Consider the following 24,084-nt stretch of genomic DNA (forward strand, 5'->3'; position numbering starts at 1 on the left):
TACCTGTGGGAGCGGGCTTGACCCGCGATAGCGATCTACCTGCCACATCGCATCGCCAGGCAAGCTCGCTCCTGCCAGCCCCCCTTAAGACCGCGCCCACACCACCGGAAACCAGTCCTCGCGCATGCGATCGCCGCTCTTCAGGTCAATCCCCGGAAACGGCGGTGAGGTCCGGCCGGGCCGCTGGATATAGCGCACGTCATCCCCCATGAAGCGCGTCGAGAAGGCCCGGCGGCGGTTGCTGCCGTTGTTGCCGGCGGCGCCATGCACGGTACGAAAATCGAACACCACCGCATCACCTGGTTCAAGCTCCGGCGAAAGAATCTGGTATTCGCCGTTCTCCACGTCCGGCATGTCCATGAACAGGCTTTCACCGGAGCCGGCATCGGTGGCGCCATAGAAATCCTTGTTGCTGGCCCAGCTCTTGGGCCGAACCGGCTTGGGCCAGCGATGGGAGCCGAGGACCACACTCAAGGTGTTGTGGCGGGTGACCGGGTCCAGCGGTATCCAGTAGCTGGCGGTTTGCAGGCCGTCGACGCAGTAGTACGGCAGGTCCTGGTGCCAGGGCGTGGGCTTGGAGGTGCCCGGCTCCTTGACCAGGATGTGTTCATGGAACACCTGCACTTGCCGCGACTGCATCAGCGCTCCGGCAAGCGCCGCAGCGGGCGAGTTGAGCACGAAGTCCTTGAATGCCGGGATGCGTTGCCAGTTGCAGTAATCCTCGAAGAAGCGCCCGCCTTCGCCACTGCCGACGTTCTCGATGGCAAAGGCGCTGGGCGCGGCCAGGTTCTGTTCAAAACCTTCGCGCAGCGGTTCGATCCAGTCGCGGAACACGCCACGCAAGACCACTGCACCTTCACGCTGGAACTGTTCGATATCGGTATTCATCGCAGACCACCTCTCTTGTTGTAATGACAAAAGTATTGGGCGCCCGCGCGCAGCCGGTAAACCACAGATTACCTATGCGCCACTATAGGCAATCTGTATGGCGCGACGGTTGTCAGCCCGCCGCCTTTGGCCGGTTAATGGCCCTGCCTGTGTCCTACGGCGCCTTGCTATCCAAGAATAAAAACAACGAGGAGTTACCTGGGATGAACGAAAACAGCACCGCCTTGCGGCGCGGTCTGAGTACCCGCCACATTCGCTTCATGGCGCTCGGTTCTGCCATCGGCACCGGGCTTTTCTATGGCTCTGCAGCGGCCATCAAACTGGCCGGCCCTTCGGTGTTGCTCGCCTACCTGATCGGTGGCGCGGCGATCTACATGATGATGCGCGCCCTCGGCGAGATGGCCGTGCGCAACCCGGTGTCCGGCTCCTTCGGGCAATACGCCAGCCAGTACCTGGGGCGCTTTGCCGGTTTTCTCACCGGCTGGAGCTACGCCTTCTCGATGCTGGTGGTGTGCCTGGCGGATGTCACCGCCTTCGGCGTCTACATGAGCTTCTGGTTCCCCGACACGCCGCGCTGGATCTGGGTGCTGGGCATCGTCTTCTTCATCGGCGCGCTGAACCTGTGCAGCGTGCGGGTGTTTGGCGAACTGGAGTTCTGGCTGTCGCTGCTGAAAGTCACCGCCATCGTCTCGATGATCCTTGCCGGCGCCGCCGTGCTGATGTTCGGCATCCAGCTGGGCGGCGCCGGCGAGCCCCTGGCGGCGGTGAGCAACCTGTGGAGCCATGGCGGCTTCTTCCCCAATGGCGTAGGCGGCATGATCGCCTCGTTCACCGTGGTGATGTTCGCCTTCGGCGGCGTCGAGATGATCGGCATCACCGCCGGCGAAGCCAAGGACCCGCAGCGGGTGATCCCCCGGGCGATCAACTCGGTGCCGCTGCGCATCCTGCTGTTCTACGTGTTCACCCTGTTGGTGCTGATGTCGATCTACCCCTGGTCGAAGATCGGCAGCGAAGGTAGCCCCTTCGTGCAGATTTTCAGCGGCCTGGGCATTGGCTCGGCGGCGACGCTGCTGAACATCGTGGTGATTTCGGCGGCGGTGTCGGCGATCAACAGCGACATCTTCAGCGCCGGGCGGATGATGTACGGCATGGCCCACAACGGCCAGGCACCGGCCAGCTTCGCCCAGCTGTCGCGCTTCGGTGTGCCGTGGATGACCGTGGTGGTGATGGCCGTGGCCCTGCTGCTGGGGGTGGTGCTCAACTACCTGGCGCCGGACAACCTGTTCCTTATCCTCGCGGCGGTGGTGACCTTCTCGATCGTATGGGTGTGGCTGATGATCCTGCTGTCGCAGATCGTCATGCGCCGCGGCATGAGCACCGAGGAGGTAGCCCGGCTGCACTTCCCGGTGCCGTTCTGGCCGGTCGGCCCGGCCTGCGCGGTGGTGTTCATGCTGTTCATCTTCGGCGTGCTGGCCTGGTTCCCCGACACGCGCATGGCCCTGTACGTGGGCATCGGCTGGCTGGCCCTGCTGTCACTGGGCTACTGGCTGTTCGTCGCCCGCCAAGCGCAGGTCAGGCTGGCCGGATCGCCGGGTAACTGATCAGGTCGCCAGCTGCTCGCTGGCCCAGTCGAGGAAGGCCTGCGCCGCCGGTGACGGGCGCATGGCGCTGGACTGGGCCAGCACCACCGGCTGCGGGCTGACCGTTTCCAGCAGGGGCCGGCAGGCCAGCGGCTGGCCGTCGTAGCTGCAATCGGCCACCGGCCGGGTGCAAGACAGCGCCACGCCATAGCCATGGGCGACCAGCCCGCGCTGCATCTCGAAAGTCTGGGTCAGTTGCAGGCTGGCCGGTTGCAGGTCATGGGCCCAGAACAGCGAAAGAAAGTATTCGCGTGTCCGGGCGATGTCTTCGAGAATCAAACACTCCGTGGCCAGGTCCACCAGCGATACCCGCTCCTGCAACGCCAGCGGGTGATCGGCCGGCAGCAGGGCGTAAGGCGTCAGTTGCGCCAGCACGCGCTTTTCGATCGGCGCATCGAGCCCCACGTCATAGGTCAGCGCCAGCTCCGCCTTGCCATCGCTCAGGCGCCGGTTGACCTCGGCAAGATCGGCTTCGAACAAGGTGATGGTGACTTCCGGATGGCGTCGGCGAAAGCCGCTCAACAGGCGCGGCGCGTAGTACGGCCCCAGGTCCTGGAAGCAGATCAGGCTCAGGCTCCCGCGCACCACCTGTTGCTGCTCGCCCTTGCCGCTGATGGCCGAGGCCAGGTTGAGCATGTCGCGCGCCTGTTCGAGCAGCTTGCGCCCGGCCGGGGTCAGCTCCAGGCCACGGCTGACCTGGCGATGAAAGAGCTTCTCGCCCAGGCTCGCCTCCAGCTGCGACAGCGCCAGCGACACCGACGGCTGGGAAATATGCTTGGTGCGCGCCGCGGCACTGACACTACCCTGCTCGGCGGCAGCGACGAAATACTCCAACTGGCGAAAGGTGAAGCCGATCATCGCAATGCCCCTCTGGGATGCTGAAACCAACAGTCGCGCAGTTACCCCGCCAGCGCCGGGCTCAACGCCGCGGGCGTATGCCAGGGAATATCGGCCCAGGCACCGCTGCCGGGGGCCAGCAACTGGCGCAGATGCTGCTCGTGGAACGCTTCGCCCAGCGAGTCGACGCGAAACGCCGCGACCCATTGCTCGCGCCCCAGCTTATAGGCTTTGCCGAAATCTTCCCAACTGTCGAAACAGTCCTGCGCCCGCTGCGCATTGAGCAGCAGCACACGCCAGGCAAGATCAGGCTCGAGCCAGCGCATCAGCAGCGCACAACGGGCCACAAACGCCACCCGCGCACAGGCAAAGGCCATGGCCGCACGCGGCTCATCGCTGGCCGTCAGCGCCTGCAGGTCGAGGCTGTACCATTGCTGTTCGAGGGTGGCGCTGAAGTGCGCGCGCACGGCCTCGTCATCGCAGTTGCTGCGAACCCCGGCCTGGTGCAGCAACGCTGCCCGCACGATCTTCTGCGCTTGCTCGTTGAAGTGATCGCAGGCCGGCGAGTAGAAGCCCTCGACGCCCATCGCATCGGCCATGGGCCTGGCCAACAACAGCGACCAGTGCTTGCGCTGGCTGAACAACGGCGCGGCACGCGGTCGCAATACCCGCCACAATAACCAGGCTGAAACAACAGCCGCGATCAGTAAAAACATGCGTTTCTCCTTACCTTGCCCGGGCCTGCCAGGCCTGGATTTCCTCACCCTCGGCCGGCGTCATGTCCGGCCATGGCACGCCTTCGGTCTGGTACAGCGGATCATTGAGCTGACGCTCAGCGCGCTTGCTGACGATATGCCGGGTGGCGTACTTGACCGACACCGCTTGCGGACCAGCCTGCAAGAACTGCTGCGGCTGACGCCCGGCCACCAGCCACTCGACCATGGCCGACGGCGCTTCGAGGCGCTCGTACAGCTGCGGATAACGGGCCACCAGGCGGGTCTGCGCGGTCGGGTCGCTGACCTCTTCGATGCGCAGCCACCCAGCTTCAGTGCGTACGATGCCGATGGCGATGCAGTCGGCGGGCGTCTGCTGGTCGGTGCCCAGGGCATTCAGGCACTGCAGCAAGTCCTGGTAATAACGCTCGACCGGCGGCCGGTTCTGCTTGCCCTTGACCTGCTCGACGGTCAAGGTGCCGTCGGCCTGAACGATCAGGCTGATGGTGATGTGTGGCTGGCCCTGGCCGTCGCGAAAACTCAACACGCGCATGCGCCGCTGCTCCACCGCTTCGGCATAGCGCTCGCCGTAGCCGCCGGTGAGGGCGCGGCGATCGGCGAACTGGCCCAGGCAGTGGCGCATCACGTAGCTTTCAAAGGCCATCTCGGCGCGCAGCAAAGGGCTCTCGGGGCGCAGCTCCTGCAATACGTGCTCAGCAGTGGTCACCCGCGTGAGCAAGGCCTCGGGCTGGCTCTGGCGCCAGCCCTGCTCGAGCCGCGCGGCCATCTGCGCGTGCTCCTTGTGCCACAGCGCCAGCGCCTGCGGGCAGTTGATGCGATCGAGCTTGCCAGCCAGCGCGGTGCCCTGGCGCGAGGTCAGGAACTCCACCAGCAAGGCCTCCTCGGCCAGCAGTGGCGCCTGCTGCGGATCGATCCAAACCAGCGGCGCCTGCTGCGACTGTTTGCCGGCGTCGCCCAGATGCCTGGCCACCCACGCCGGCGGTTCGGCCCCCAGCGCCTCGACCGCCTGCTCCAGGGTCAGGATCGGCCGCGCCGGCTCGAAGTTGCCGACCAGGTGCCGGTAGAAATGGTTGAGCAACCATTTGCCCACCTCTGGCGCATCACCACGGGCCTTGCTGCGCTCGGCAATGGCGCGCTTGAGTTGATCGGCATTGAGTGCGTTGCGCGGGGCGTAACCGGACTGTCGCAGCTCCGGTGTCACTTCCATATCTGCCACCAGGCCTTGCCAGCCGGTTTTTCAACGGCCTGCAGCTCGGCGATGCTCTGGCTGAAGATTTCATTGTTGCTCTGGTCGATAGCGTTGTCTGGATCACTGCGCAGGATCGAGCGCTGGTAGTAGGCGATGGCCTCTTCCTTGCGCCCCAGGCCCTTGAGCACATCGCCGGAGCAGCCCAGCAGGCTGGCGATGTCACCTTCGTTGACATAGGGCGCGTAGCGCAGCCACAGGCTGGTGGCGGCCTCCGGCAGGTTGTACGACAGGTACGTGGCCACTTTTATCCGCGCGAACAGTTGCGAGATTTCCAGGTCCTTGTCGGCGACTCCTTGCTCTTGCTGCCATTTGAGCACGCGCTCAAGCCAGATCAGGATTTCGCGTTCGCGGTCCAGGCGGTACAGGGCCCGGCTGACTTCGAACAGGTACTCTTCGGGGTCGTGGCGGCTGTAGCCATAGTCGGCGGCGAAGTGCCAGAGCTGTTCGGCGGCTTCGGCGATGCCCGCGTCATCCCCCAGCTCAATGCGGTTTTGCAGGGTGCCATGATAGTGTTCTGCGAACGGACTGGCGGCAATGCCACGGGCATGCAGCTCCAGGGCCTGCTCATACATGCGCAGGTCGTTGTAGCAGCGGTAGTTGATCGCCAGGTTGTTGCAGAGCATCGAGTACATGTGCACACAGGCATCGTAACGATGCCCGCGACCGGTGGCGAAGCATTGCTCCATGCGAGCCTGGCCGCGTTCGTAGGCCAGCTTTTGTACTTCGCGCAACAACGACCAGGCCTGATCTGCTTCCTCGCTCGAGAGCTTCTCGACTTCCACCTCGACCAGGTCGTCGATGTTGCAAGCGAAACTGTAATAGTTCATGCCACCAGCCATTGTCAGCAGCGGTTGGCGCAAGGCATCGACAATGCCGAACACACTGGCATGGGCGCTGAACAGGCTGTAGGCGCTGCGGTGGTCTTGCATATTGCCGGCCGAAACGGCCTCGCGCAGCATCGTAAGTTCAGTGTTGGCGTCAATGCGCCCGGCCTGGCGTTCACGCACTGCCAGCAGGCGGTTGATCCAGGGGTGGTTCGGCGCACGGCGGCGGGCCTCTTCCAAAGCCTGGGCGAAGACGTTGTCGAGCTGCTCAAGGTCATCGCGGGCAGCATGCAGCGCATCGAGCAGCGGGCCCATCGACGGCGTCGACTCGTCGCGCCATGGCAGCCCGGAAACAAACCGCTCCAACACCTTTTGATCATCACAGGCGCGCATCACGCACAGCGGCCACCATGGCGACTGGTCCTCGGCATCGAGCAGGCGATCGTGTACCCAGTAGGCAGTGCCCGGCCACATCTGGTTGCGAACGCCATAGATTTCCATGAATGCACGCTGCCCGGCGTCGTCGATCTGACCGTTTTCAAGCAACCAGGGCAAGTGGAATTCGACAAAGTTGTCACCGCCGCTGGAGTCCAGTTCCAGGGTCGCCACTTCACAGATTTTCAAGGCGCCGGGCAGGTCGCCCTGGGCCTTCAATGAGCGCGCCGCCAGGCGCGCCAGGCGCACTTCCCACTCGCGGCGCTGGGGCAGCGACAGCTCGGCGATCAACTGCACTACAGGTTGCTCGAACATCGCCAGGCGCAGCGGCACGATCTCGATCAGTGCATCGCCCAGCCACAGCCAGTCGTTGCCGTCGACATCCTGACCTTCGCCAGCGGTGCGCAACGCGGTAATTGCCGCCAGCGCCGCTTCGCGAGCCTCTTCGTCACGTTCGTGGGCAGCCAGCACCCGCGCCCGGCGCCGGTGCTGGTCGGCATCGTCCCAGGCCCGCAAGGCATGGCGGCCGGGGTTGATCAACGCCAGGGTGTGACGCACCTCGATGGCCTTGAGGGCAACGTCGAGGGTGGTGTGCTGCAGATCGTCGAAAATGCGGTAGCGCCGGTACTGTTCGATATCGAACGCCAGCGACTCGTTGCTCAGTTGCTGCAGGGCGTCGAGGGCCTGCAGCAGGCCTTGCTCGTCTTTGAGGTAGTTGCACAGGCGCAGCTGGTAGATCAGCAGGTTGACCTTGAGTTCGTTGCGCGCCTCTTCTGGCGTCGCCTCGATCAGCGCCTGGCCGTCGTCGGCCAGCACCGCCCTGGAGGCGTCGGCGTCTCCGGCGTTGACCCACAGCACGTGCAGACGGTCGATCGATTCCAGCGAGGCTGCCTTGAGCGGCTGGGCGCGCAGCAGGCCCAGCACGTGGTCGTCACCGTGTTCCTGATGTTCGACCTCAAGACGGTCGATGAATTGATCCAGCTGGATTCCGGACAGCACGGTGCTGTTCTGCGTCATTGTGAACTCCATTTGCGAATGACTGTGCATCGCCCGATGCGCCCTGCGCCGGCGCCCTTGAACGGGCCAACGGGTACTCGTGTACGTCGGCCCTGGACAGGCAACGATGACGAAAGGGATCGGGCAATACAGCGAGGTGCTGCACGCTACCAGTTGGCGTTTGAAAATCCAAGCGGGTGCGGGGTGTGGGCGCGCTGATTAATGCGCAAACAGCGGATCGACACTGTGCAGGCAGCGCTTGATCGAGTCGAGGTCCGGTGCCGGCGACAGGCACAGTTGAATCCTGGCATTGACCGGCACCGAGACCCGCGAGCAATCGGCGCGTTGCCCTTCATAGATCAGCGCATGGCGGATGCGCGGGTTGTCGTGGCAGAACTTCAACAGGTTGAACTGCCGGGAAGGCACCAGCACCGTGTTGACGATCAACAGGTCGAAGGGTGTGCCCTGTGCCCGGGTCGCGGCTTGCAACGCTTGAAAGCTACTCAAGTGGGCAACGCGGCTGTACCCCAGGCGGTTGAGCATGTTTTCTATCTTGCTTCGCTGATCCTGCTGCCGATCAGCGATCACTATGCGCAATGCTATGTTTGACATTCGGTAAACCTGACAGATGGGCTCCGCGAGTCTTTATAAACGCTGCGACTCGCTGAAGTACTGGCAAGGTTACCGTTGGTCGTGTGCAGAGACTCTAAGACAATTCTCAAACGCCCTTACGCCCAAGCCTTAAGGCGTGGTCAGGGTAATCAGGTAGGCGCCGGAACTCAGGGCCTTGCCGGAAGCATCCAGCAGCGCGTACTGCTGGTTGTAGTAACGCCCGGCCGTGCCGCTGTCGGCCACCAGCCTGACGTTGACCGGCGCATGGTCGGGCGTAGTGACCGAAGCCTGCGGGACGACCTGCTGCAGCTCGATGCGCGTACCCCGGGCCTGGGCCGGGCAATCGCTGAGGTTCAAGGCACCGGCCCGGGCCGAAGGCGTGCATGGCGACTCGACGATGCTGCCGGTGAAATTGATCACGCCCTGGGCAACCGGCGTGGCGGCCATGCAGGCCCCGCTCAGACCCAACAGCAACCCTGCAGCGATAGCAACATACTTACCATTCATGCCGACACTCCTGCGATAACGGTTGATACCTTGAGTGTCGGCCGGGCGGCGCAATGTTTAAGGATTGTCTGATAGGCAAAGTTGCGCTTTGCCAAGCAGGTCGCAGAACCGGACAAATAAGCCCCTGCGGGCTGGCCAACGCATCCGCCAGGGCTTATGTTTAAGGATTGTCTGATGTCTGCAGCATTCGCGACTCACTAGAGTCGGCGAATGAGATTAAAAAGCTACCTGCTGCAAATCAGCCCGCTTCTTTCCAGCCCCGAAGCTGCCCGCCGCTTGCTGCGGTTGTTCGCCGTGGTTTTGCTGATCGGCATCTTCAGCGGCGTGTACAACTTCCTGTTGTTCACCTTCAACAACGACATCTCCCAGCGTCGCGGCTACATGAGCAGCGCGATCGCCGAGGCGCACACTTTCTTCACCAACCGCGAGGCCTTGCTCGAGAGCCTGAGCCTGTCGGCGGTGCGCAAGTCGAAACAGGCAAGGCCCCTGGTCTACCTGCCGTCGAGCGAAGAAGTGCACCTGCAACTGGGCAGCACCAGCGACAACCGCTGGAGTATCTGGCTGACCCAGCGCATGCGCGACTACATGAAGGACAAGCAGGTCAGCCTGCTGTATGTCGACACCGGGCCGAACGCGCAGGTCAGGCGCCTGTACAACTCCGCCCCCGGGGTGCCGGGGTTTTCGCCGCGCATGCTTGAGCAGCTACAGGCGCTCAAGGACAACACCCCCTACCCCGCCGCCGAGCTGTGGCTGACCGACCAGACCGAGCAGCGCTCGTACCTGTACATCTTCATTCGCCTGGATGAGCGCGACGCCGAGTCGGGCTGGCTGGGCCTGGAAATGGACAGCCGCGAGGTGTCGGCGGCGCTCAATGACCAGAGCGCCGGTGAGTTCATGATGCTCAACTCCGAAGGCATGCTGGTGTTCACCAACAGCCACGATACGCAGTTGGGGCGGATGCTGCTCAACTCCCAGGGGGAAAACTTCTTCGGCTTTGTCGGCGACGGCTGGATCCCCGACCACCTGGTGATCCGCAAGCACCTGAAGTCCTCGGACTGGCAACTGGTGTACTCGATCGACCTGCTGGCGGTGCTGGCCGGGTTGTGGAAGCAACTGGTCGGCTCGCTGCTGTTCTGCCTGTTTACCGTGACCTTGATCCTGCTGCTGATGCGCCGCATCGAACATCGCTTCATCGCACCGGCGATCAACCGCATCCAGGCCCTGATCGAAAGCGAGGCGTTCAGCCGTGATGTGATCCAGACCGCGCCGGTGGCCTTGTGCGTATTGCGCCGCACCGACGGCAAGGTGGTGCTGGAAAACACCCTGGCACAACAATGGCTGGGCGATGGCCTGGAGCGCGATGTGCTGTGCGCCGGCTGGATCAGCCAGGCCTTCGCCAGCCAGCAAGCCGAGCGCAGCGATTACTTCGCCACCGCCGATGGTCGCCACCTGTACCTGAGCAGCGCGCCGACCCGCTACAACGGCGAGGACGTGCTGTTCTGCGCCTTCAGCGACATCAGTGCGCGCAAGCAGGTAGAAGCGGCGCTGGAAGAAGCGCGGCAATCGGCCGATGCCGCCAACGAGGCCAAGACGCTGTTCCTGGCAACCATGAGCCATGAAATCCGCACCCCGCTGTACGGCGTGCTGGGCACTCTGGAACTACTGGCGCGCACCCAGCTCGACGCCCAGCAGCGCGATTACCTGCACGCGATTGAAGGCTCGTCGGCGACCCTGTTGCAGTTGATCTGCGACGTGCTGGATGTGTCGAAGATCGAAGCCGGGCAACTGGCCCTGGAGCTGAGCGAGTTCTCGCCCGCGGAGCTGGTCCACGAGGTCATCCAGGGCTACAGCGCCGCGGCCCAGGGCAAGAACCTGCAGTTGTACGCCTGCTTCGATCCGCAACTGCCGGAGCGGCTGATTGGCGACGTGACGCGGATCCGCCAGATCCTCAACAACCTGCTGAGCAACGCAGTCAAGTTCACCGACAGTGGCCGGGTGGTGTTGCGGGTCAAGCTGATCAACCGCGATGGCGAGCGTTCAAGCCTGATGTGGCAGGTGTCAGACACCGGCAAGGGCATCGCCGAGGAAGACCACCCGTACATTTTCGAACCGTTTTACCAGACCGAAGGCAATACCAACGTGGTGGCCGGCACCGGCCTTGGCCTGCCGATCTGCCAGCGCCTGACCCAGTTGATGAACGGCCAGTTGCGCATGGTCAGCGAACTGGGCCTGGGCAGCAGTTTTACCCTGACCCTGCCACTGGAAGAAGCCTTGGCCAGCAGCGACCTGCCGGCCAAGGGCAGCCTGTTGCCCGAGACCATTTACGTAGTCTCACCGATTCGCGAGCTGGCGCAGTCGATCAGCGGCTGGCTGCGCCGCTGGGGCGCCCGGGCCCAGGTCGGGCGGCCGACGCCAGCGGATGCCGCCAGCGGCCACCTGCTGCTCGAGCTGCACCCCGGCAGCGCCGAGCAAGCGCTGGTGGCCGACTGGAGCGGGCCGCTGATCCTGGCAAGCGCCCATGGCTGCTGCGAGCCGCAACTGGAGGACGGCCGCTGGCAGGTCAACCTCAACCACCTCAGTGCTCTGTACCAGGCTGTCCGCCAGGCCCAGGGGTTGTGGATCGCCCGTACCGATGACCCGCAAAAGCGCGAAATACAAAAACTCGACCTGCACATCCTGGTGGCCGAAGACAACATCATCAACCAGTTGATCCTGCGTGATCAGCTCGAAGAGCTCGGCTGCACCGTCGAGCTGGCGGGGGACGGCACCGAGGCCCTGCAGTTGTGGAAAAGCGGGCACTTCGATGTGGTCCTGACCGATGTGAACATGCCCAAACTCAATGGCTACGAACTGGCCAGAGAACTGCGCCGCCAAGGCTGCTCGATCCCGATCATCGGAGCGACGGCCAATGCCATGCGCGGCGAAGCCGAACTATGCCTTGCAGCCGGAATGAATCATTGCCTGGTCAAGCCTTTCGCGTTGCGGGCCTTGTTCAACTATCTGGCGCCTTATCAAGAGACCTCTAATGAAGCCCTATAACATCTTGATCGTCGAGGACCACCCGTTCCAGCACATGTACTTGCAGCACCTGTTCAGCGAACTGGGCGATTTCCATTTCGAAGCGGCCCAGGACGGCAAGGAAGCACTGGAACACCTGCAGCGGCGTGACTTCGACCTGGTGCTGACCGACCTGCTGATGCCGGGCATGGACGGCGTGCAATTCATCCAGGGCCTGGCCAGGCTGCGCAGCAAGCCGGACCTGGCAATCATGAGCGCCGCCTCCAAGCGCATGCTCATGGCCGCAAGCCTGGTGGCCAAGAACCTTGGCGTCGAAGTGATCGGCCTGCTCTCCAAACCGGTCAAGCCCGATGCCCTGCGCAACCTCACCGATCAGCTCAACGGCAAGAACCGCAGTGCGCCGCCAGTGCCGCCGGCGGTGGCGCAATTCGACTACCAGGCGCTTATCCATGGGCTGAGCAACGGCCAGTTCCAGGCCTGGTTCCAGCCGAAAAAATCCCTCAGCAACGGCCGCATCGTTGCCGCCGAAGCCCTGGTGCGCTGGATGCACCCGGAGCAAGGCGTGCTGCTGCCCGGCGCGTTCCTGCCGGCGTTCAAGACCTTCGAACTGGAAGAGCGCCTGCTGTGGCTGATGCTCAAGCAGGCGATCCACGCCCAGGCGCGCTGGCGCCAGCAAGGGTATGACATTCCGGTATCGATCAACCTGCCGACCCACCTGCTCAACAGCCATGACCTGGCCGACCGCCTGCTGGAGTTCGTCCTGCATCACCAGGGCATCCCCGGCAAAATCTGCTTCGAGCTGATGGAGTGCTCGGTGCCCCAGGACATCAGTAATTTTTACGCCGGCGCCTGCCGCTTGCGCATCAAAGGCTTCGGCCTGTCCCAGGATGATTTCGGCAAGGGCTACAGCTCGTACATGAACCTGGTCTCGACACCGTTCACCGAGCTCAAGATCGACCGCGCCCTGGTCCAGGGCTGCCATGAAAACGAAAGCATGACCTCGGCGCTGACCAGCATCGTCGCCCTGGGCCGCAAGCTGGGGCTGACGGTGGTCGCCGAAGGGGTCGAGACGCCCCAGGAGCTGGCCCTGTTGCGCAAGATCGACTGCAACCAGGCCCAGGGTTTTCTGATTTCCCATGCGGTGTCGTCCGAGCAGTTCCAGCAACTGCTCACCAATGACGGGCCGGCCACCTTCTATTGAGTGGCCGCAGCGCCCTTGAACTGCCAGCAGAGGTACACTCCATCCAGCCACCATTACCGATACTGCGGAAGTTCCTGATGAAGCACGACAACGCCCTGCTGGAAAAACTCACCCGCAGTTCGTTGCGTCTGAACAAAGGGCTGATGGTGCTGCTGGGCCTGGCGTTGTTGTTGGTCGGCACCAGCTATTGGTCGTTTCAGCGCCTGATCGAAGAGCAGCACGATAACGTGCGCTTTCATTTTGCCCGGCTGATGGAAAACATCCGCGAGCAGGAAGTGTTCTTGCGCAGCCTGGCCCAGCGCAGCCACCAGGGCGAACTGCTCAAGGACGAGCATACCCAGGTGCGCTTGCTCAAAGCCTTGCCGGAAGAAGGTCCGAATATCTATCAGGGCCAGGAGTTTTCCTACTCCATGCCCTTTAGCGCCAAAATCGACCCGGAGAAAATCGCTGCCAGCGAATACGCCAAGATCTTCTCCCTCGGCGCGCACCTGGCGAGCTTCTACAGCGCCTTCTGGTCGACCTCGCACTACCAGTCGCCGCATGTGTTCCTGTTCAACCAGCACGGCAACTTCGACATCACCGTGCCAGCCGCCGGCCATGCAGGGGGCAAGACTGTCCCGCACAACGAAACCTTCGTCGACATTGTCAGGACCGTGATCGATCGCCTGCCACGCGACCATCAGCTGCTCCGCGAAGGTGAAGTCTGCTGGCAACACTATGGCCCGAGCGCCACCAGCCCCGGCCCGGCGCGCATGCTGGCGTACATCGGCATCCAGCTGGCGGCGGACGAGATACACATCAAGGGCGCCGATACGCGGGTGATGATCGCCAGCATCCTCGACCTGTCCCTGGCCAACGACTACGAACGCATCATGGAGTGGTCTATCTATGACCACTTCACCCTGGTGGCACCTTCCGGCCAGGTGCTGATCGGTGCGCTGTGGCCAGAATCGCCGTTGCATGAAGGGATCAACTTCAAGCCCGAAGGCCTGGTGTTCAAGCTGGTCAACCACAACGGCCCGGGGTGGACGGCGGTCTATGCCCTCAACTACCGCAGCTTCTTCGGCTATGCCCTGTGGCCGCTGGCAAGCCTTGGCGCCTTGCTGCTCGCAGTTGTGGCCATGGGCTGGGGCGCCAATCGCTGGTACCGCCGCCAGGTGATCCTGCCGGCGCGCCAGGCGCATGCCAGCATCGCCGAGAGTGAAGCCTTCAGCCGCGTGGTAATCGACACCGCGCCCACCGGCCTGTGCGTGGTGCGCCGCGCCGACAACCAGGTGCTGATGGAAAACCAGCGGGCCCAACAGTCGCCGGGCAGCGCCAAGCTGATCAGCGCCCTGGAGCGGCGCACCGACCAGGGCGAGGTAGGTGAAACCTACCTGGAAATCGACGGCCGGCACCTGCAGGTAGGTTTTGTCTCGACCCGCTACCAGGGCCAGGATGTGCGCCTGTATGCCTTCAACGACGTCACCCGGCATATCGAGGACGCCACGGCCCTGGAAGAAGCGCGGCGCGCCGCCGATGCCGCCAACGAAGCCAAGACCCTGTTCCTGGCGACCATGAGCCATGAAATCCGCACCCCGCTGTACGGCGTGCTCGGTACCCTCGAACTGCTCGGCCTGACCCGCCTGGAGCCGCGCCAGCAGGAATACCTGCAGACTATCCAGCGCTCGTCGGCGACTTTGTTCCAGCTGATCAGCGACGTGCTCGACGTGTCGAAGATCGAGTCCGGGCAGATGGCGATCGAAGCCATCGAGTTCTGCCCCCTGGACCTGATCGAAGACACCCTGCACACCTACGCCGCCTTCGCCCAGCGCAAGGGCTTGCAGCTCTATGCCTGCACCGACGCCGCGCTGCCCGAGCGCCTGCTCGGCGACCCGATGCGCATTCGACAGATCCTCAACAACCTGTTGAGCAATGCCATCAAGTTCACCGACACCGGCCGCGTGGTCCTGCGCACCCGGGTGCTGGCGCGAGAAGATGACAAGGTCAGCCTGGAGTGGCAGGTCACCGACACCGGCATCGGCATCTCCACGGCGCAGCAGGCCAAGCTATTCGAGCTGTTCTACCAGGTGCAGGACGCCTGCAGCGAAGGTGGCGCCGGCCTGGGCCTGCCGATCTGCTGGTGGCTCAGCGAAATGATGGGCGGGCAACTGAAAGTGGTCAGCGAACCGGGGCTGGGCAGCAGCTTCGCCCTGCGCATGAGCTTGCCAGTGCTGGCAGGCCATGCCACCAGCAGCGCGCCAGCTGCAGCCGCGTCGATGCCGGTTTACGTGCGCGCCCCGGTGCAGGAGCTGGCGCAATCGCTGGTCGACTGGCTCATGCGCCTGGGCGTACACGCAGCCCTGGCCCCCCAGCCACTGGTAGCCAAGCATGCCCCGGCGGTGTTGGTTGACGCACTGCCAGCGGCCAACGCCCCGGCCTGGCCGGGGCCAAGGGTGCTGTGCACGGCCGGCGGGCGCAACCCGCCGGAATACACCGGGCAGGGCTGGAATGTCGACCTGCACAACCTGCGCGCCATCGCTGATGCGGTGGGCATGGCCCGCCTGGGCGCGCCGCAGGCATCGCAGCAGGCCGCGCAGCAGCAGACCGACAATCTGCAGCTGCGCATCCTGGTGGCCGAAGACAACCCGATCAACCAGGCGATCATCAAGGAACAGCTCGAGGCCCTGGGCTGCACCGCGGTGGTCGCCAGCAACGGCGAGCAAGCACTGCACCTGTGGCAGCCCGAGGTCTTTGACCTGGTGCTGACCGACGTCAACATGCCGGTCATGAACGGCTATGAACTGGCCCGCACCCTGCGCGAGCATGATCCGCAACTGCCGATCATCGGCGTCACTGCCAACGCCATGCGCGAAGAGGGCATGCGCTGCATTGCCGTCGGCATGAACGCCTGGATCGTCAAACCGCTGAGCTTGCAGACCCTGCGCGGCCATCTGCTCAAGCTCTGCCGCCCGGCCTTGCACAGTGCCGCGGTGCGGGTCGAGCCAGACACCCTCACCGCTCCCGCAGCCGTCCCGGCCAGCGACAGCCTGCAGCTGTCAGAAAGGATGCGTCCGCTGTTCATCAGCACCATGCGCGATGACTTGCAGCTGATCCACTGCGCGCTGGAGCAAAGTGACGGTAGAATCGTCGCCCAAAGGCTGCACAGCATCGCCGGCGCCCTGGGCGCGGTACAGGCCAGTGAGCTGGCCGAGCACTGTACGGCGCTTGAGTGCCGCCTGGCTGGTGCGGTGCTGAATGCCTCACTGCGCCTTGAAGTGCAGCAGATACTGAGCCGGCTTGCCGCTGTTGTGGATGCGCTCGAGTAACAACAATCAGGCTTACCTGCGGCCGTATGGACACCCCCTAACCTTCTATACCGGTACTACGGACAGCCACTATGGACAAACTCAAAGTCATCATCGCGGACGATCACCCGATCGTGCTTCTCGGTGTGCGCGAACTGGTAGAACGTGACGAACGTTTTTGCGTGGTCGGCGAGGCCGTGTGCTCGAAAGGCCTGATCGAGCTGCTGGAGCAACAACCGGTGGACCTGGTGATCACCGACTACAACATGCCGGCCGACTCGCCTTATGGCGACGGGCTGAAACTGGTCGATTACCTGAAACGGCACTTTCCACACCTGCAGGTGCTGATCCTGACGATGATCTCCAATCACCTGATCCTCACCCGCCTGCATGAGCTGGGCGTGGTCGGGGTGATCCAGAAGAGCCAGTTGCACACCGAAATCCAGTTGGCGCTCAAGGCCGTGGCCCAGCAAAGCCAGTACCGCAGCCTGGAACCTGCAAAGACCTCGGTCATCGAAACCACGGCGGCGATCGAGGACCGCTTCGCCACCCTGTCACCCAAGGAGTTTGAAATACTGCGACTGTTTGTCGCCGGTAAAAGTGTCAGTGATATTGCCCGCAGCCAGAACCGAAGTGCCAAGACCATCAGCGCACAAAAGATTTCAGCCATGCGCAAACTTGATGTTAATAGTGACCAGGACTTACTGGCTTATTGTCTGGCGCGCAGTATCTTCAACTAAGTTACAGGGCAACAAGGTCAGCGGCCGATATAGACTTTGTTGCCAGAACGCCCGCCCCAGCTGGGCTCAGACCTTATAAGAATCGTCTGATGTTCGGTAAACACCCCCCGCTCTATTGTGTATTGGCATTTTCATGCAGCACTTTCCAACCAATACAAATGGACATCACCATGAAGAAGTTCTCACTGGCCCTTATCACCCTGTCCGTACTTGCAGCGTCCGGCGCTGCCCTGGCTGCGGACCCAACCCCGGTTCAAGGTGGCAGCGGCAAGATCACCTTCACCGGCGTGATCAACAACGACGCCTGCTCGGTTGACGGCGCCAACGCTGATCGCGTGATCTCCGTGGACATGGGCACTGTATCGATCAAGGACATGGGCACCGCTGAAAGCCCAGCCTCGGGCCGTGTAACCGGTAAAGACTTCAACCTCAACGTCAACTGCAACCTGGGCACCAAAGTCTCGATGATCTTTGACGCCGCCAGCGGCGGTTCGGGCCTGGTCACCGGCAAGAAAGTCCTGGCCCTGACCAAAGGCACCGGCACTGCAGCCAACGTCGGTATCGCCCTGCTCGACAGCAACGGCGCGCTGATCGACCTGAGCTCGAAAACCACCGCCATGATCCAGAGCGACATGCACGGTACCGGCGCTGCCGGTGGTGACGCGATCCTGAACTTCTCCGCCGCCTACGTCACCACTGGCGCAGCGGGCACTGCCACCGCCGGTCGCGGTGACGCCACCCTGCCGTTCATCCTGCAATACGAATAAGTCGTAGCGCCTGAACTGCTTTGTGCGAGGCCGCCCGGCCTCGCCATTGGCCCTGAAGCAAAACCCTGAATCAAACGGTACACACCATGTTGCGTCGTTCTATTCCCGCATGCCTGGGGTTGCTCGGCATGCTCATGGCCGGCCAGGCCATGGCCAGTATTTCGCTGAGTGCCACGCGGATTGTCTTTGATGGCAACCACAAGGAAGCCAACGTCACCGTGCGCAATGGCAACCAGGATGTGCTGATTCAATCCTGGGTCGACGACAGCGATGCCCAGCGCAGCGTGCCCTTTGCCGTAACCCCGCCACTGGCACGGGTGTTCGCCCGTGAACAGCAGTTGCTGCGGGTGCTGTACGAAGGTGCCGGGATGCCTGCGGACAAAGAGTCGGTGGTCTGGCTCAACGTCCAGGAAATCCCCCAGGCCGCGGCCGCCGCCAACACCCTGCAACTGGCCGTGCGCCAGCGCATCAAGATTTTCTTCCGCCCCGCAGGCTTGCCGGGCAACGCCCTGATGGCGCCGACCGAATTGCAATGGCAACTGCTGCGCCAGAACGGCAAGACCCTGTTGCAGGTCAGTAACCCGAGCCTTTATCACGTCTCGATGGCGGATATAAAACTTGAGGCGGGCAAACAAAGCGAACTGGCAGCGGACTCGACCATGGTCGCGCCGGGTGAAGTAAAGACATTCCCGGTTAAAACCCTGGGTGCTGAAAACAACGTGCGCCTGATTTTTTCCAGCATCAATGATTACGGTGCGCAAAATCAGTACACCACGACACTGTCCAGCGGCCAGGCAAGTACCGCTGCCGAAGCGCCGAGCAAACAATAACGGTTAATGCCCAGGCGTTAATCCTGCGCGTAACTGCGCCCCTCGCCGCGCCCAGTCGTTATTCGGGATACAAGGTTCCTTCGCATGTCTTTATCTTCCGGTAACAGGCCAACTCATTGCGCCGGCCAACGTGCGCGCGCTCAGTCTGCAACTGCCCGCCTGTGGAAGTTGAGCGCCCTGTCGCTGGCCGTGCTTGGCGCAATGCCGGTGCTGGCCGCGCAGGACGCCAGCGACGAGCAGCAACTGGAAGCCTTCAACACCACCTTCCTGCAAGGCGCACCTTCGTCGGTTGACCTGCAACTGCTACTGTCGGCCAACAGCGTATTGCCGGGCAACTACCGGGTCGACCTGTACAGCAACGAAGTGCTGGTGGGCCGGCGTGACATCGATTTCAACCGCAACCCGGCCACCGGCCGCGTCGAACCGTGCCTGACCCTGGAACTGCTGCAACAGCTGGGCATCGACCTGAACAAACTGCAGGCCCAGGGCAAGTTCGACCCGAACACCCCGCAAAGCTGCTACGACCTGCCGGCGCTGATCGACCAGGCCAGCCTGCGCTATGACGCCGCGCGCCTGCAACTGGCGGCCAGCGTGCCGCAAGTGGCAATGCAGCGCGGCATCCGTGGCTACGTCGACCCGGCGCTGTGGGATGACGGCGTGCCGGCGGCGTTCATCAACTACCAGTACAACAGCAGCCGCAGCGCCGGCGATGCCGACACGCGCATCGCCAATAACCTCGGCCTGCGCAACGGCATCAACCTCGGTGCCTGGCGCTTTCGCAACGAGTCAAACTTCACCAGCAGCACCGGTCGCCCGAGCACCTTCAAAAGCAATCGCAGCTATCTGCAACATGACGTCACGGCCATCAAGGGCCAGTTCAGCGCCGGGGACATCTTCAGCGACACCGACCTGTTCGACAGCGTGCGCTATCGCGGCGTGAAGCTTGCGTCCGACGAAGGCATGCGCGCCGACAGCGAACGCGGCTACGCGCCGATAATCCGTGGCGTGGCGCAAACCAACGCCACCGTCGAAATCCGCCAGAACAACTACATCCTGTACACCGCCAGCGTGCCGCCAGGGCCGTTCGAGATCAGCGACATCTACCCGTCCGGCTCCAACGGCGACCTGGAAATCACGATCGTCGAGGCTGACGGCCGCCGCCGGGTAACCACCCAGGCGTTCTCCAGCCTGCCGATCATGGTCCGTGAAGGCCAGGTCAAATACAGCGTCTCGGCCGGCCAGTTCAACAGCAACAGCGACGGCATGGCGACGCCGAACATTCTCAGCAGCACCCTGGCCTACGGCATCAGCAGCAGCCTCACCGGGATCATCGGTGTACAGGCCAGCGACAATTACAAGGCGCTGTCGCTGGGCGCCGGCAAGAACACTTCGCTGGGCGCGGTGTCGTTCGACGTCACCCATTCGAGCAGCCGCGCACTGGGGCAAACCACCCAGGGCAACAGTGTGCGCGCCCTCTACGCCAAGACCTTCACCGGCACCGACACCAACTTCACCCTGGCCGCGTACCGCTACTCCACCGAAGGCTTCCGCACCCTGACCGACCACGTCCAGGACTTGAGCAGCGACCTGGAGCGGCGCCCGGGCAACTCCAAGACCCGCACCGACCTGACCATCAACCAGAGCATGGGCCGCAACCGCGAACTGGGCAGCCTGTACGTCAACGCCAGCGACCAGCGCTACTGGAACCGCGGCGGCTCGCAGAGCTTTTCGGCCGGCTACAGCAACAACTGGGGCGAGGCCAGCTACAACCTCGGCGTCACCCGCACCAAGGATTTGGGCGACGGCTACGGCGGCTCAAGCAGCGATACCCAGTTCAACCTCTCGGTGTCTTTCCCGCTGGGCAGCCGCGCGCGGGCGCCGCGTGCGTTCATCACCACCAGCACACAAAAAGGCGGCGACAGCACCCAGGTTGGCGTCAACGGCTACCTGTCCGAGACCAGCGACACCTTCTATTCGGTCCAGGGCGGCAACAGCAGCTCCGGCGGCAACTCCGCCTCGGCCAACCTCAACACCCGCACCTCGGTGGCCGACATCACCCTGGGCTACAGCCAGGGCCGCGGCTACGACTCGCAGAACCTCAACGTATCGGGCTCGGTGGTTGCCCACCAAGGTGGCATCAACCTCGGCCAGACCGTCGGCGAAACCTTCGCCCTGGCCCAGGTGCCGGGCGTCAAAGGCGCCAAGATCAGCAGCTACAGCGGCGTCGAAACCGGGCACAACGGCTACGCAGTGATCCCCAACGCGCAACCATACCGGGTCAACTGGATCAGCCTGGACACCCGCGAACTGGGCGGCGACATCGAAATCGACAACGCTACCCAGCAACTTGTACCGCGCCGCGGCGCCGTGGTGGTTGCCCGCTATACCGGCAAGAGCGGGCGGCGGGTGCAGTTCGAACTGTTCGACGAACAGGGGGCGATGATCCCGTTCGGCGCCTCTCTGGAAGATGCCAGCGGCAAGCAACTGGCAATTTCCGACCCCAACGGCAAGGCGCTGGTGCTGCTTGAAGAAGACCAGGGCAGCCTGACCATCAAGTGGGGCGAGCGCCAGTGCAATGCGCCGTATAGCCTGCCGGAGCGGGACAAGGCGTTGAACTATGAGCGTCAGCGCTTGGTGTGCAGGCCGTAATCGTCAGTGCTAGGCGCGAAAGCTGCCCGGAGTGACCCCGACCACCTTCTTGAATGCCCGAGTCATGTGGCTCTGGTCAAAAAAGCCACAAGTGAAGGAAGCGTCGGCGATGCTCGCGCCAGCCCGCAGCAGACGCTGAACCTGGGCAATTCTTAGCTGGATCTGGTAGCTGTGGGGCGAAATTCCCACGCTGTTCTTGAATACCCGGATCAGGTAAAGCGGTTCCAACCCCACCAGACTGGCCAGGTGTTCCAGCGACAGTTGCTGGTCGAAATCCGCTTCAAGCTTGCTGCGTACTCGCTGCACCGCCTCCCTTTCACGTCCAATGACTGCAGGAATCAGCGCTCCGCTGCGTTCAAAGACCTGACTCAACAACCCCAATAGCAGGCTTTCACGCTCAAGGCTGCAAGGCGACTGCTCGAGCGCCTGGTGATGGTGGAGGAAGGTACAGGCCAGCGGCGGCAGGTGCTCGAACGCCGACGTGAACAGATGGATATGCTCATGCCCCTTGTGCCCAAACAGCGTCTGGTTGAGCCACTGCGGATCAAGGTAGAGCATGCGGTACATCCAGCCCTGCTCATGCCCTGGCAGCCCGTCGTGGATTTCGCCGGGGCTGATGGTCACCACACTGCCCGCGCCAGCCAGGTGGTTGCTACCCCGGTAATACATGCGCTCGGCGCCGCCGCTGATCACCCCGAGGGCATAGCGGTCATGGCAATGGCGGCCGAAAGCCTGCTTGCTGAAACGCGCCGACAGCAGTTCAGCGCCGCCTTCGGGTATGCGCGTGAATGTGACGAAGTCCTGAGTCGCAGCCATCTGCCTTGCACTTCCCTGCCAAGCCGCAGCATGTCCAGTTTTTTACAATACTGCCCGAAAAGCCCTGGGTAATGTTAGCCCTGCCGGCCTGCCCCGCCGTGGGTGCTGCTGGCTTCTGAGCCCGCTTGATCCTCATCAATGGAGTCGCCCATGTCGACCAACAGCAATCGCTCAATTCTCGAGCTGGCCATTGGCGGCCTGATGCTCAGCCTGTCGGCCCTGGCCGTTGCCTTTGCGCAGATCGGCGCTGGCGGTGCCGGCTTCTACCGCATGCTCTTCGCCTCGATGCTGTTCTGGCTGCTACTCAAGGTCCGGCGCCAACCGGTGCTGCTAAAAAACGCCAAGGCCCGCCGCTACACCGCCCTTGCCGGCGTGTTCCTGGCCATCGACCTGGTGCTCTGGCACCAGAGCATTTACATCGTCGGCCCCGGTATCGGCTCGATCCTGACCAATTGCCAGGTGTTCTTCATGACCTTCCTGGGTTTCTACCTGCTTAAGGAAAAGCCCTCTGGATACTTCATCATTTCCATTAGCCTGGCCTTCATCGGCCTGTACCTGTTGCTGATACCGGAAATGACCAGTGCCCTGGGGATCAAAGGCGTGGTGTATGGCGTTTTGTCAGGGCTGGCTTACGCAGTGTGCGTCTACTTTCTGAAGGTCAACACCGAACTGCCTGACGGCGGTGGTGACAAGATCGCACAGATGCTCAACCTCAGCCTGTGGGCGGCGCTGGTGCTGCTGGGCTATGCCCTGGTCAATGGCGAAAGTCTGGCGATCAACGACGGCCAGACCCTGCTGATGCTGGTGATCTATGGTGTGCTGGTGCAGTTCATTGGCTGGCTTCTGGTCAACCGCTCGATCGGCGCCATCAGCCTGGGCCTGGCCGGCTTGATCCTGCTGCTGGAGCCGGTCATCACCTACTTCATCGACATCGCCTTTCTCGGCAAAGCCAACTCGGCGCTACAGATCTGCGGCGCCTTGCTGACCATCGTCGCGGTGTACATCGGCTCGATCAAACCGCCGGTGAAGGCAGGCGCGGCACTGGCCGAAACGGCTTGAGCAGCTGGTTTCTCCCAAATACCAGGCGCAAAAACACAAAACCCCTGATTCTTATGCAGAATCAGGGGTTTCGCGTTTACATGTAATGGCGGAGAGATAGGGATTTGAACCCTAGGTACTGTTGCCAGTACAACGGATTTCGAATCCGTCCCGTTCGGCCACTCCGGCATCTCTCCAGTGGCGCGCATGATACCAGCAGTTTGCCGAAAGGCAAAGCCTGTTTGCGAAAAAAATTCGCGTGGTATCAGGCGCTTGCGTGAACTTGCCGGTTACAGCGGCACGCCCAGGCGTTTGGCAACTTCTTCATAGGCTTCGATAACGTCGCCCAGACCCTGGCGGAAGCGGTCCTTGTCCATTTTCTTGCGGGTTTCTTTGTCCCACAGGCGGCAGCCGTCCGGGCTGAACTCGTCACCGAGGACGATCTCGCCGTGGAATACGCCGAACTCGAGCTTGAAGTCCACCAGCAGCAGGCCGGCGTCGTCGAACAGCTTGTTCAGCACGTCGTTGACCTTGAGCGACAGCTCTTTCATCTTCGCCAGTTGCTCGGCGGTGCCCCAACCGAAGGCCACGACGTGGGATTCGTTGATGAACGGGTCGCCCTTGGCGTCGTCCTTGAGGAACAGCTCGAAGGTGTGCGGGGTGAGCTTCATGCCTTCCTCGACGCCCAGGCGCTTGACCAGGCTGCCGGCGGCGTAGTTACGCACGACGCATTCAACCGGGATCATGTCGAGCTTCTTGACCAGGCATTCGTTGTCGCCCAGCAGCTTGTCGAACTGGGTCGGGATGCCGGCTTCTTCAAGCTTTTGCATGATGAAGGCGTTGAACTTGTTGTTCACCATGCCCTTGCGGTCGAGCTGTTCGATGCGCTTGCCGTCGAACGCCGAGGTGTCGTTGCGAAACAGCAGGATCAAGCGGTCAGCGTCGTCGGTCTTGTAAACCGACTTGGCTTTGCCGCGGTAGAGTTCTTCACGTTTTTCCATGATGGGCTCCGCTTG

General features: G+C 62.7%; 18 protein-coding genes and 1 tRNA gene. 9 read left to right on the plus strand and 10 right to left on the minus strand.

What is annotated here, in order from left to right:
• Positions 1–84 precede the first annotated feature (84 nt).
• Entirely contained in the window at positions 85–888 is an 804-nt protein-coding gene (locus tag UB48_RS00520; RefSeq protein ID WP_045193488.1) for a phytanoyl-CoA dioxygenase family protein, read from the minus strand.
• Between the two features lie 203 nt (positions 889–1,091).
• Here UB48_RS00520 and UB48_RS00525 point away from each other — a divergent pair, with 203 nt between their 5' ends.
• The gene (locus UB48_RS00525) at positions 1,092–2,489 is read left to right on the plus strand and encodes an amino acid permease (protein ID WP_045193489.1); all 1,398 of its coding nucleotides are present in this window, start codon (positions 1,092–1,094) and stop codon (positions 2,487–2,489) included.
• On the opposite strand, the gene UB48_RS00530 is transcribed toward UB48_RS00525, so the two are convergent.
• The 6 genes from UB48_RS00530 to UB48_RS00555 all read right to left on the minus strand — a co-directional run bounded on the left by UB48_RS00530 (position 2,490) and on the right by UB48_RS00555 (position 8,722).
• Positions 2,490–3,386, minus strand: a complete 897-nt coding sequence (locus UB48_RS00530; protein ID WP_045193490.1) for a LysR substrate-binding domain-containing protein — start codon at positions 3,384–3,386, stop codon at positions 2,490–2,492. It lies immediately after the preceding gene.
• A gap of 41 nt (positions 3,387–3,427) precedes the next feature.
• Positions 3,428–4,081 carry a DUF1266 domain-containing protein gene (locus tag UB48_RS00535; protein ID WP_045193491.1) on the minus strand — a complete coding sequence of 218 codons (654 nt, stop codon included), beginning with the start codon at positions 4,079–4,081 and terminating at the stop codon, positions 3,428–3,430.
• A 10-nt stretch (positions 4,082–4,091) separates the two neighbouring features.
• Positions 4,092–5,306, minus strand: coding sequence for a hypothetical protein (locus UB48_RS00540; protein WP_045193492.1), 1,215 nt, complete (start codon positions 5,304–5,306; stop codon positions 4,092–4,094).
• Positions 5,297–7,624 (minus strand): hypothetical protein, encoded by a 2,328-nt coding sequence (locus UB48_RS00545; protein ID WP_045193494.1) that lies wholly within the window; start codon positions 7,622–7,624, stop codon positions 5,297–5,299. Before UB48_RS00545 ends, UB48_RS00540 begins: the two co-directional genes overlap by 10 nt.
• Before the next feature lie 198 nt (positions 7,625–7,822).
• The gene (locus tag UB48_RS00550; protein WP_230090928.1) at positions 7,823–8,146 is read right to left on the minus strand and encodes a chemotaxis protein CheY; all 324 of its coding nucleotides are present in this window, start codon (positions 8,144–8,146) and stop codon (positions 7,823–7,825) included.
• Positions 8,147–8,344: 198 nt separating this feature from the next.
• Positions 8,345–8,722, minus strand: a complete 378-nt coding sequence (locus UB48_RS00555) for a hypothetical protein (RefSeq protein ID WP_045193496.1) — start codon at positions 8,720–8,722, stop codon at positions 8,345–8,347.
• 210 nt (positions 8,723–8,932) lie between these two features.
• Here UB48_RS00555 and UB48_RS00560 point away from each other — a divergent pair, with 210 nt between their 5' ends.
• The 7 genes from UB48_RS00560 to UB48_RS00590 all read left to right on the plus strand — a co-directional run bounded on the left by UB48_RS00560 (position 8,933) and on the right by UB48_RS00590 (position 21,214).
• Positions 8,933–11,761, plus strand: a complete 2,829-nt coding sequence (locus tag UB48_RS00560) for an ATP-binding protein (protein ID WP_045193497.1) — start codon at positions 8,933–8,935, stop codon at positions 11,759–11,761.
• Positions 11,748–12,941 carry an EAL domain-containing protein gene (locus UB48_RS00565; RefSeq protein WP_045193498.1) on the plus strand — a complete coding sequence of 398 codons (1,194 nt, stop codon included), beginning with the start codon at positions 11,748–11,750 and terminating at the stop codon, positions 12,939–12,941. Before UB48_RS00560 ends, UB48_RS00565 begins: the two co-directional genes overlap by 14 nt.
• Positions 12,942–13,018: 77 nt before the next feature.
• Positions 13,019–16,249 (plus strand): hybrid sensor histidine kinase/response regulator, encoded by a 3,231-nt coding sequence (locus tag UB48_RS00570; RefSeq protein ID WP_045193499.1) that lies wholly within the window; start codon positions 13,019–13,021, stop codon positions 16,247–16,249.
• A 71-nt stretch (positions 16,250–16,320) separates the two neighbouring features.
• On the plus strand, positions 16,321–16,968 hold the full coding sequence (locus UB48_RS00575) for a response regulator (RefSeq protein WP_045193500.1): 648 nt from the start codon (positions 16,321–16,323) through the stop codon (positions 16,966–16,968).
• A 170-nt stretch (positions 16,969–17,138) separates the two neighbouring features.
• Positions 17,139–17,735, plus strand: a complete 597-nt coding sequence (locus UB48_RS00580) for a fimbrial protein (protein WP_045193706.1) — start codon at positions 17,139–17,141, stop codon at positions 17,733–17,735.
• A gap of 86 nt (positions 17,736–17,821) precedes the next feature.
• Positions 17,822–18,565, plus strand: a complete 744-nt coding sequence (locus tag UB48_RS00585; RefSeq protein WP_045193501.1) for a molecular chaperone — start codon at positions 17,822–17,824, stop codon at positions 18,563–18,565.
• Between the two features lie 201 nt (positions 18,566–18,766).
• The gene (locus UB48_RS00590) at positions 18,767–21,214 is read left to right on the plus strand and encodes a fimbria/pilus outer membrane usher protein (RefSeq protein WP_275558594.1); all 2,448 of its coding nucleotides are present in this window, start codon (positions 18,767–18,769) and stop codon (positions 21,212–21,214) included.
• Between the two features lie 9 nt (positions 21,215–21,223).
• On the opposite strand, the gene UB48_RS00595 is transcribed toward UB48_RS00590, so the two are convergent.
• Positions 21,224–22,030, minus strand: a complete 807-nt coding sequence (locus UB48_RS00595) for an AraC family transcriptional regulator (RefSeq protein WP_045193503.1) — start codon at positions 22,028–22,030, stop codon at positions 21,224–21,226.
• A 150-nt stretch (positions 22,031–22,180) separates the two neighbouring features.
• On the opposite strand from UB48_RS00595, the gene UB48_RS00600 reads away from it, so the two are divergent.
• Positions 22,181–23,089 (plus strand): DMT family transporter, encoded by a 909-nt coding sequence (locus UB48_RS00600; protein ID WP_045193504.1) that lies wholly within the window; start codon positions 22,181–22,183, stop codon positions 23,087–23,089.
• An 86-nt stretch (positions 23,090–23,175) separates the two neighbouring features.
• Here UB48_RS00600 and UB48_RS00605 read toward each other — a convergent pair.
• Both UB48_RS00605 and purC read right to left on the minus strand, forming a co-directional pair.
• Positions 23,176–23,265, minus strand: a tRNA-Ser gene (locus UB48_RS00605).
• A gap of 93 nt (positions 23,266–23,358) precedes the next feature.
• The gene (gene purC / locus UB48_RS00610) at positions 23,359–24,069 is read right to left on the minus strand and encodes a phosphoribosylaminoimidazolesuccinocarboxamide synthase (RefSeq protein ID WP_045193505.1); all 711 of its coding nucleotides are present in this window, start codon (positions 24,067–24,069) and stop codon (positions 23,359–23,361) included.
• Positions 24,070–24,084: the final 15 nt, after the last annotated feature.

Source organism: Pseudomonas sp. 2(2015) (assembly GCF_000955865.1).
Taxonomy (GTDB): Bacteria; Pseudomonadota; Gammaproteobacteria; order Pseudomonadales; family Pseudomonadaceae; genus Aquipseudomonas.

Excerpts from the sequence above, each read along its gene's own strand:
- UB48_RS00520 (WP_045193488.1), bottom strand. The coding sequence starts at position 888 with ATGAATACCGATATCGAACAGTTCCAGCGTGAAGGTGCAGTGGTCTTG.
- UB48_RS00525 (WP_045193489.1), top strand. The coding sequence starts at position 1,092 with ATGAACGAAAACAGCACCGCCTTGCGGCGCGGTCTGAGTACCCGCCAC.
- UB48_RS00530 (WP_045193490.1), bottom strand. The coding sequence starts at position 3,386 with ATGATCGGCTTCACCTTTCGCCAGTTGGAGTATTTCGTCGCTGCCGCC.
- UB48_RS00535 (WP_045193491.1), bottom strand. The coding sequence starts at position 4,081 with ATGTTTTTACTGATCGCGGCTGTTGTTTCAGCCTGGTTATTGTGGCGG.
- UB48_RS00540 (WP_045193492.1), bottom strand. The coding sequence starts at position 5,306 with ATGGAAGTGACACCGGAGCTGCGACAGTCCGGTTACGCCCCGCGCAAC.
- UB48_RS00545 (WP_045193494.1), bottom strand. The coding sequence starts at position 7,624 with ATGACGCAGAACAGCACCGTGCTGTCCGGAATCCAGCTGGATCAATTC.
- UB48_RS00550 (WP_230090928.1), bottom strand. The coding sequence starts at position 8,146 with ATGCTCAACCGCCTGGGGTACAGCCGCGTTGCCCACTTGAGTAGCTTT.
- UB48_RS00555 (WP_045193496.1), bottom strand. The coding sequence starts at position 8,722 with ATGAATGGTAAGTATGTTGCTATCGCTGCAGGGTTGCTGTTGGGTCTG.
- UB48_RS00560 (WP_045193497.1), top strand. The coding sequence starts at position 8,933 with ATGAGATTAAAAAGCTACCTGCTGCAAATCAGCCCGCTTCTTTCCAGC.
- UB48_RS00565 (WP_045193498.1), top strand. The coding sequence starts at position 11,748 with ATGAAGCCCTATAACATCTTGATCGTCGAGGACCACCCGTTCCAGCAC.
- UB48_RS00570 (WP_045193499.1), top strand. The coding sequence starts at position 13,019 with ATGAAGCACGACAACGCCCTGCTGGAAAAACTCACCCGCAGTTCGTTG.
- UB48_RS00575 (WP_045193500.1), top strand. The coding sequence starts at position 16,321 with ATGGACAAACTCAAAGTCATCATCGCGGACGATCACCCGATCGTGCTT.
- UB48_RS00580 (WP_045193706.1), top strand. The coding sequence starts at position 17,139 with ATGAAGAAGTTCTCACTGGCCCTTATCACCCTGTCCGTACTTGCAGCG.
- UB48_RS00585 (WP_045193501.1), top strand. The coding sequence starts at position 17,822 with ATGTTGCGTCGTTCTATTCCCGCATGCCTGGGGTTGCTCGGCATGCTC.
- UB48_RS00590 (WP_275558594.1), top strand. The coding sequence starts at position 18,767 with ATGCCGGTGCTGGCCGCGCAGGACGCCAGCGACGAGCAGCAACTGGAA.
- UB48_RS00595 (WP_045193503.1), bottom strand. The coding sequence starts at position 22,030 with ATGGCTGCGACTCAGGACTTCGTCACATTCACGCGCATACCCGAAGGC.
- UB48_RS00600 (WP_045193504.1), top strand. The coding sequence starts at position 22,181 with ATGTCGACCAACAGCAATCGCTCAATTCTCGAGCTGGCCATTGGCGGC.
- purC (WP_045193505.1), bottom strand. The coding sequence starts at position 24,069 with ATGGAAAAACGTGAAGAACTCTACCGCGGCAAAGCCAAGTCGGTTTAC.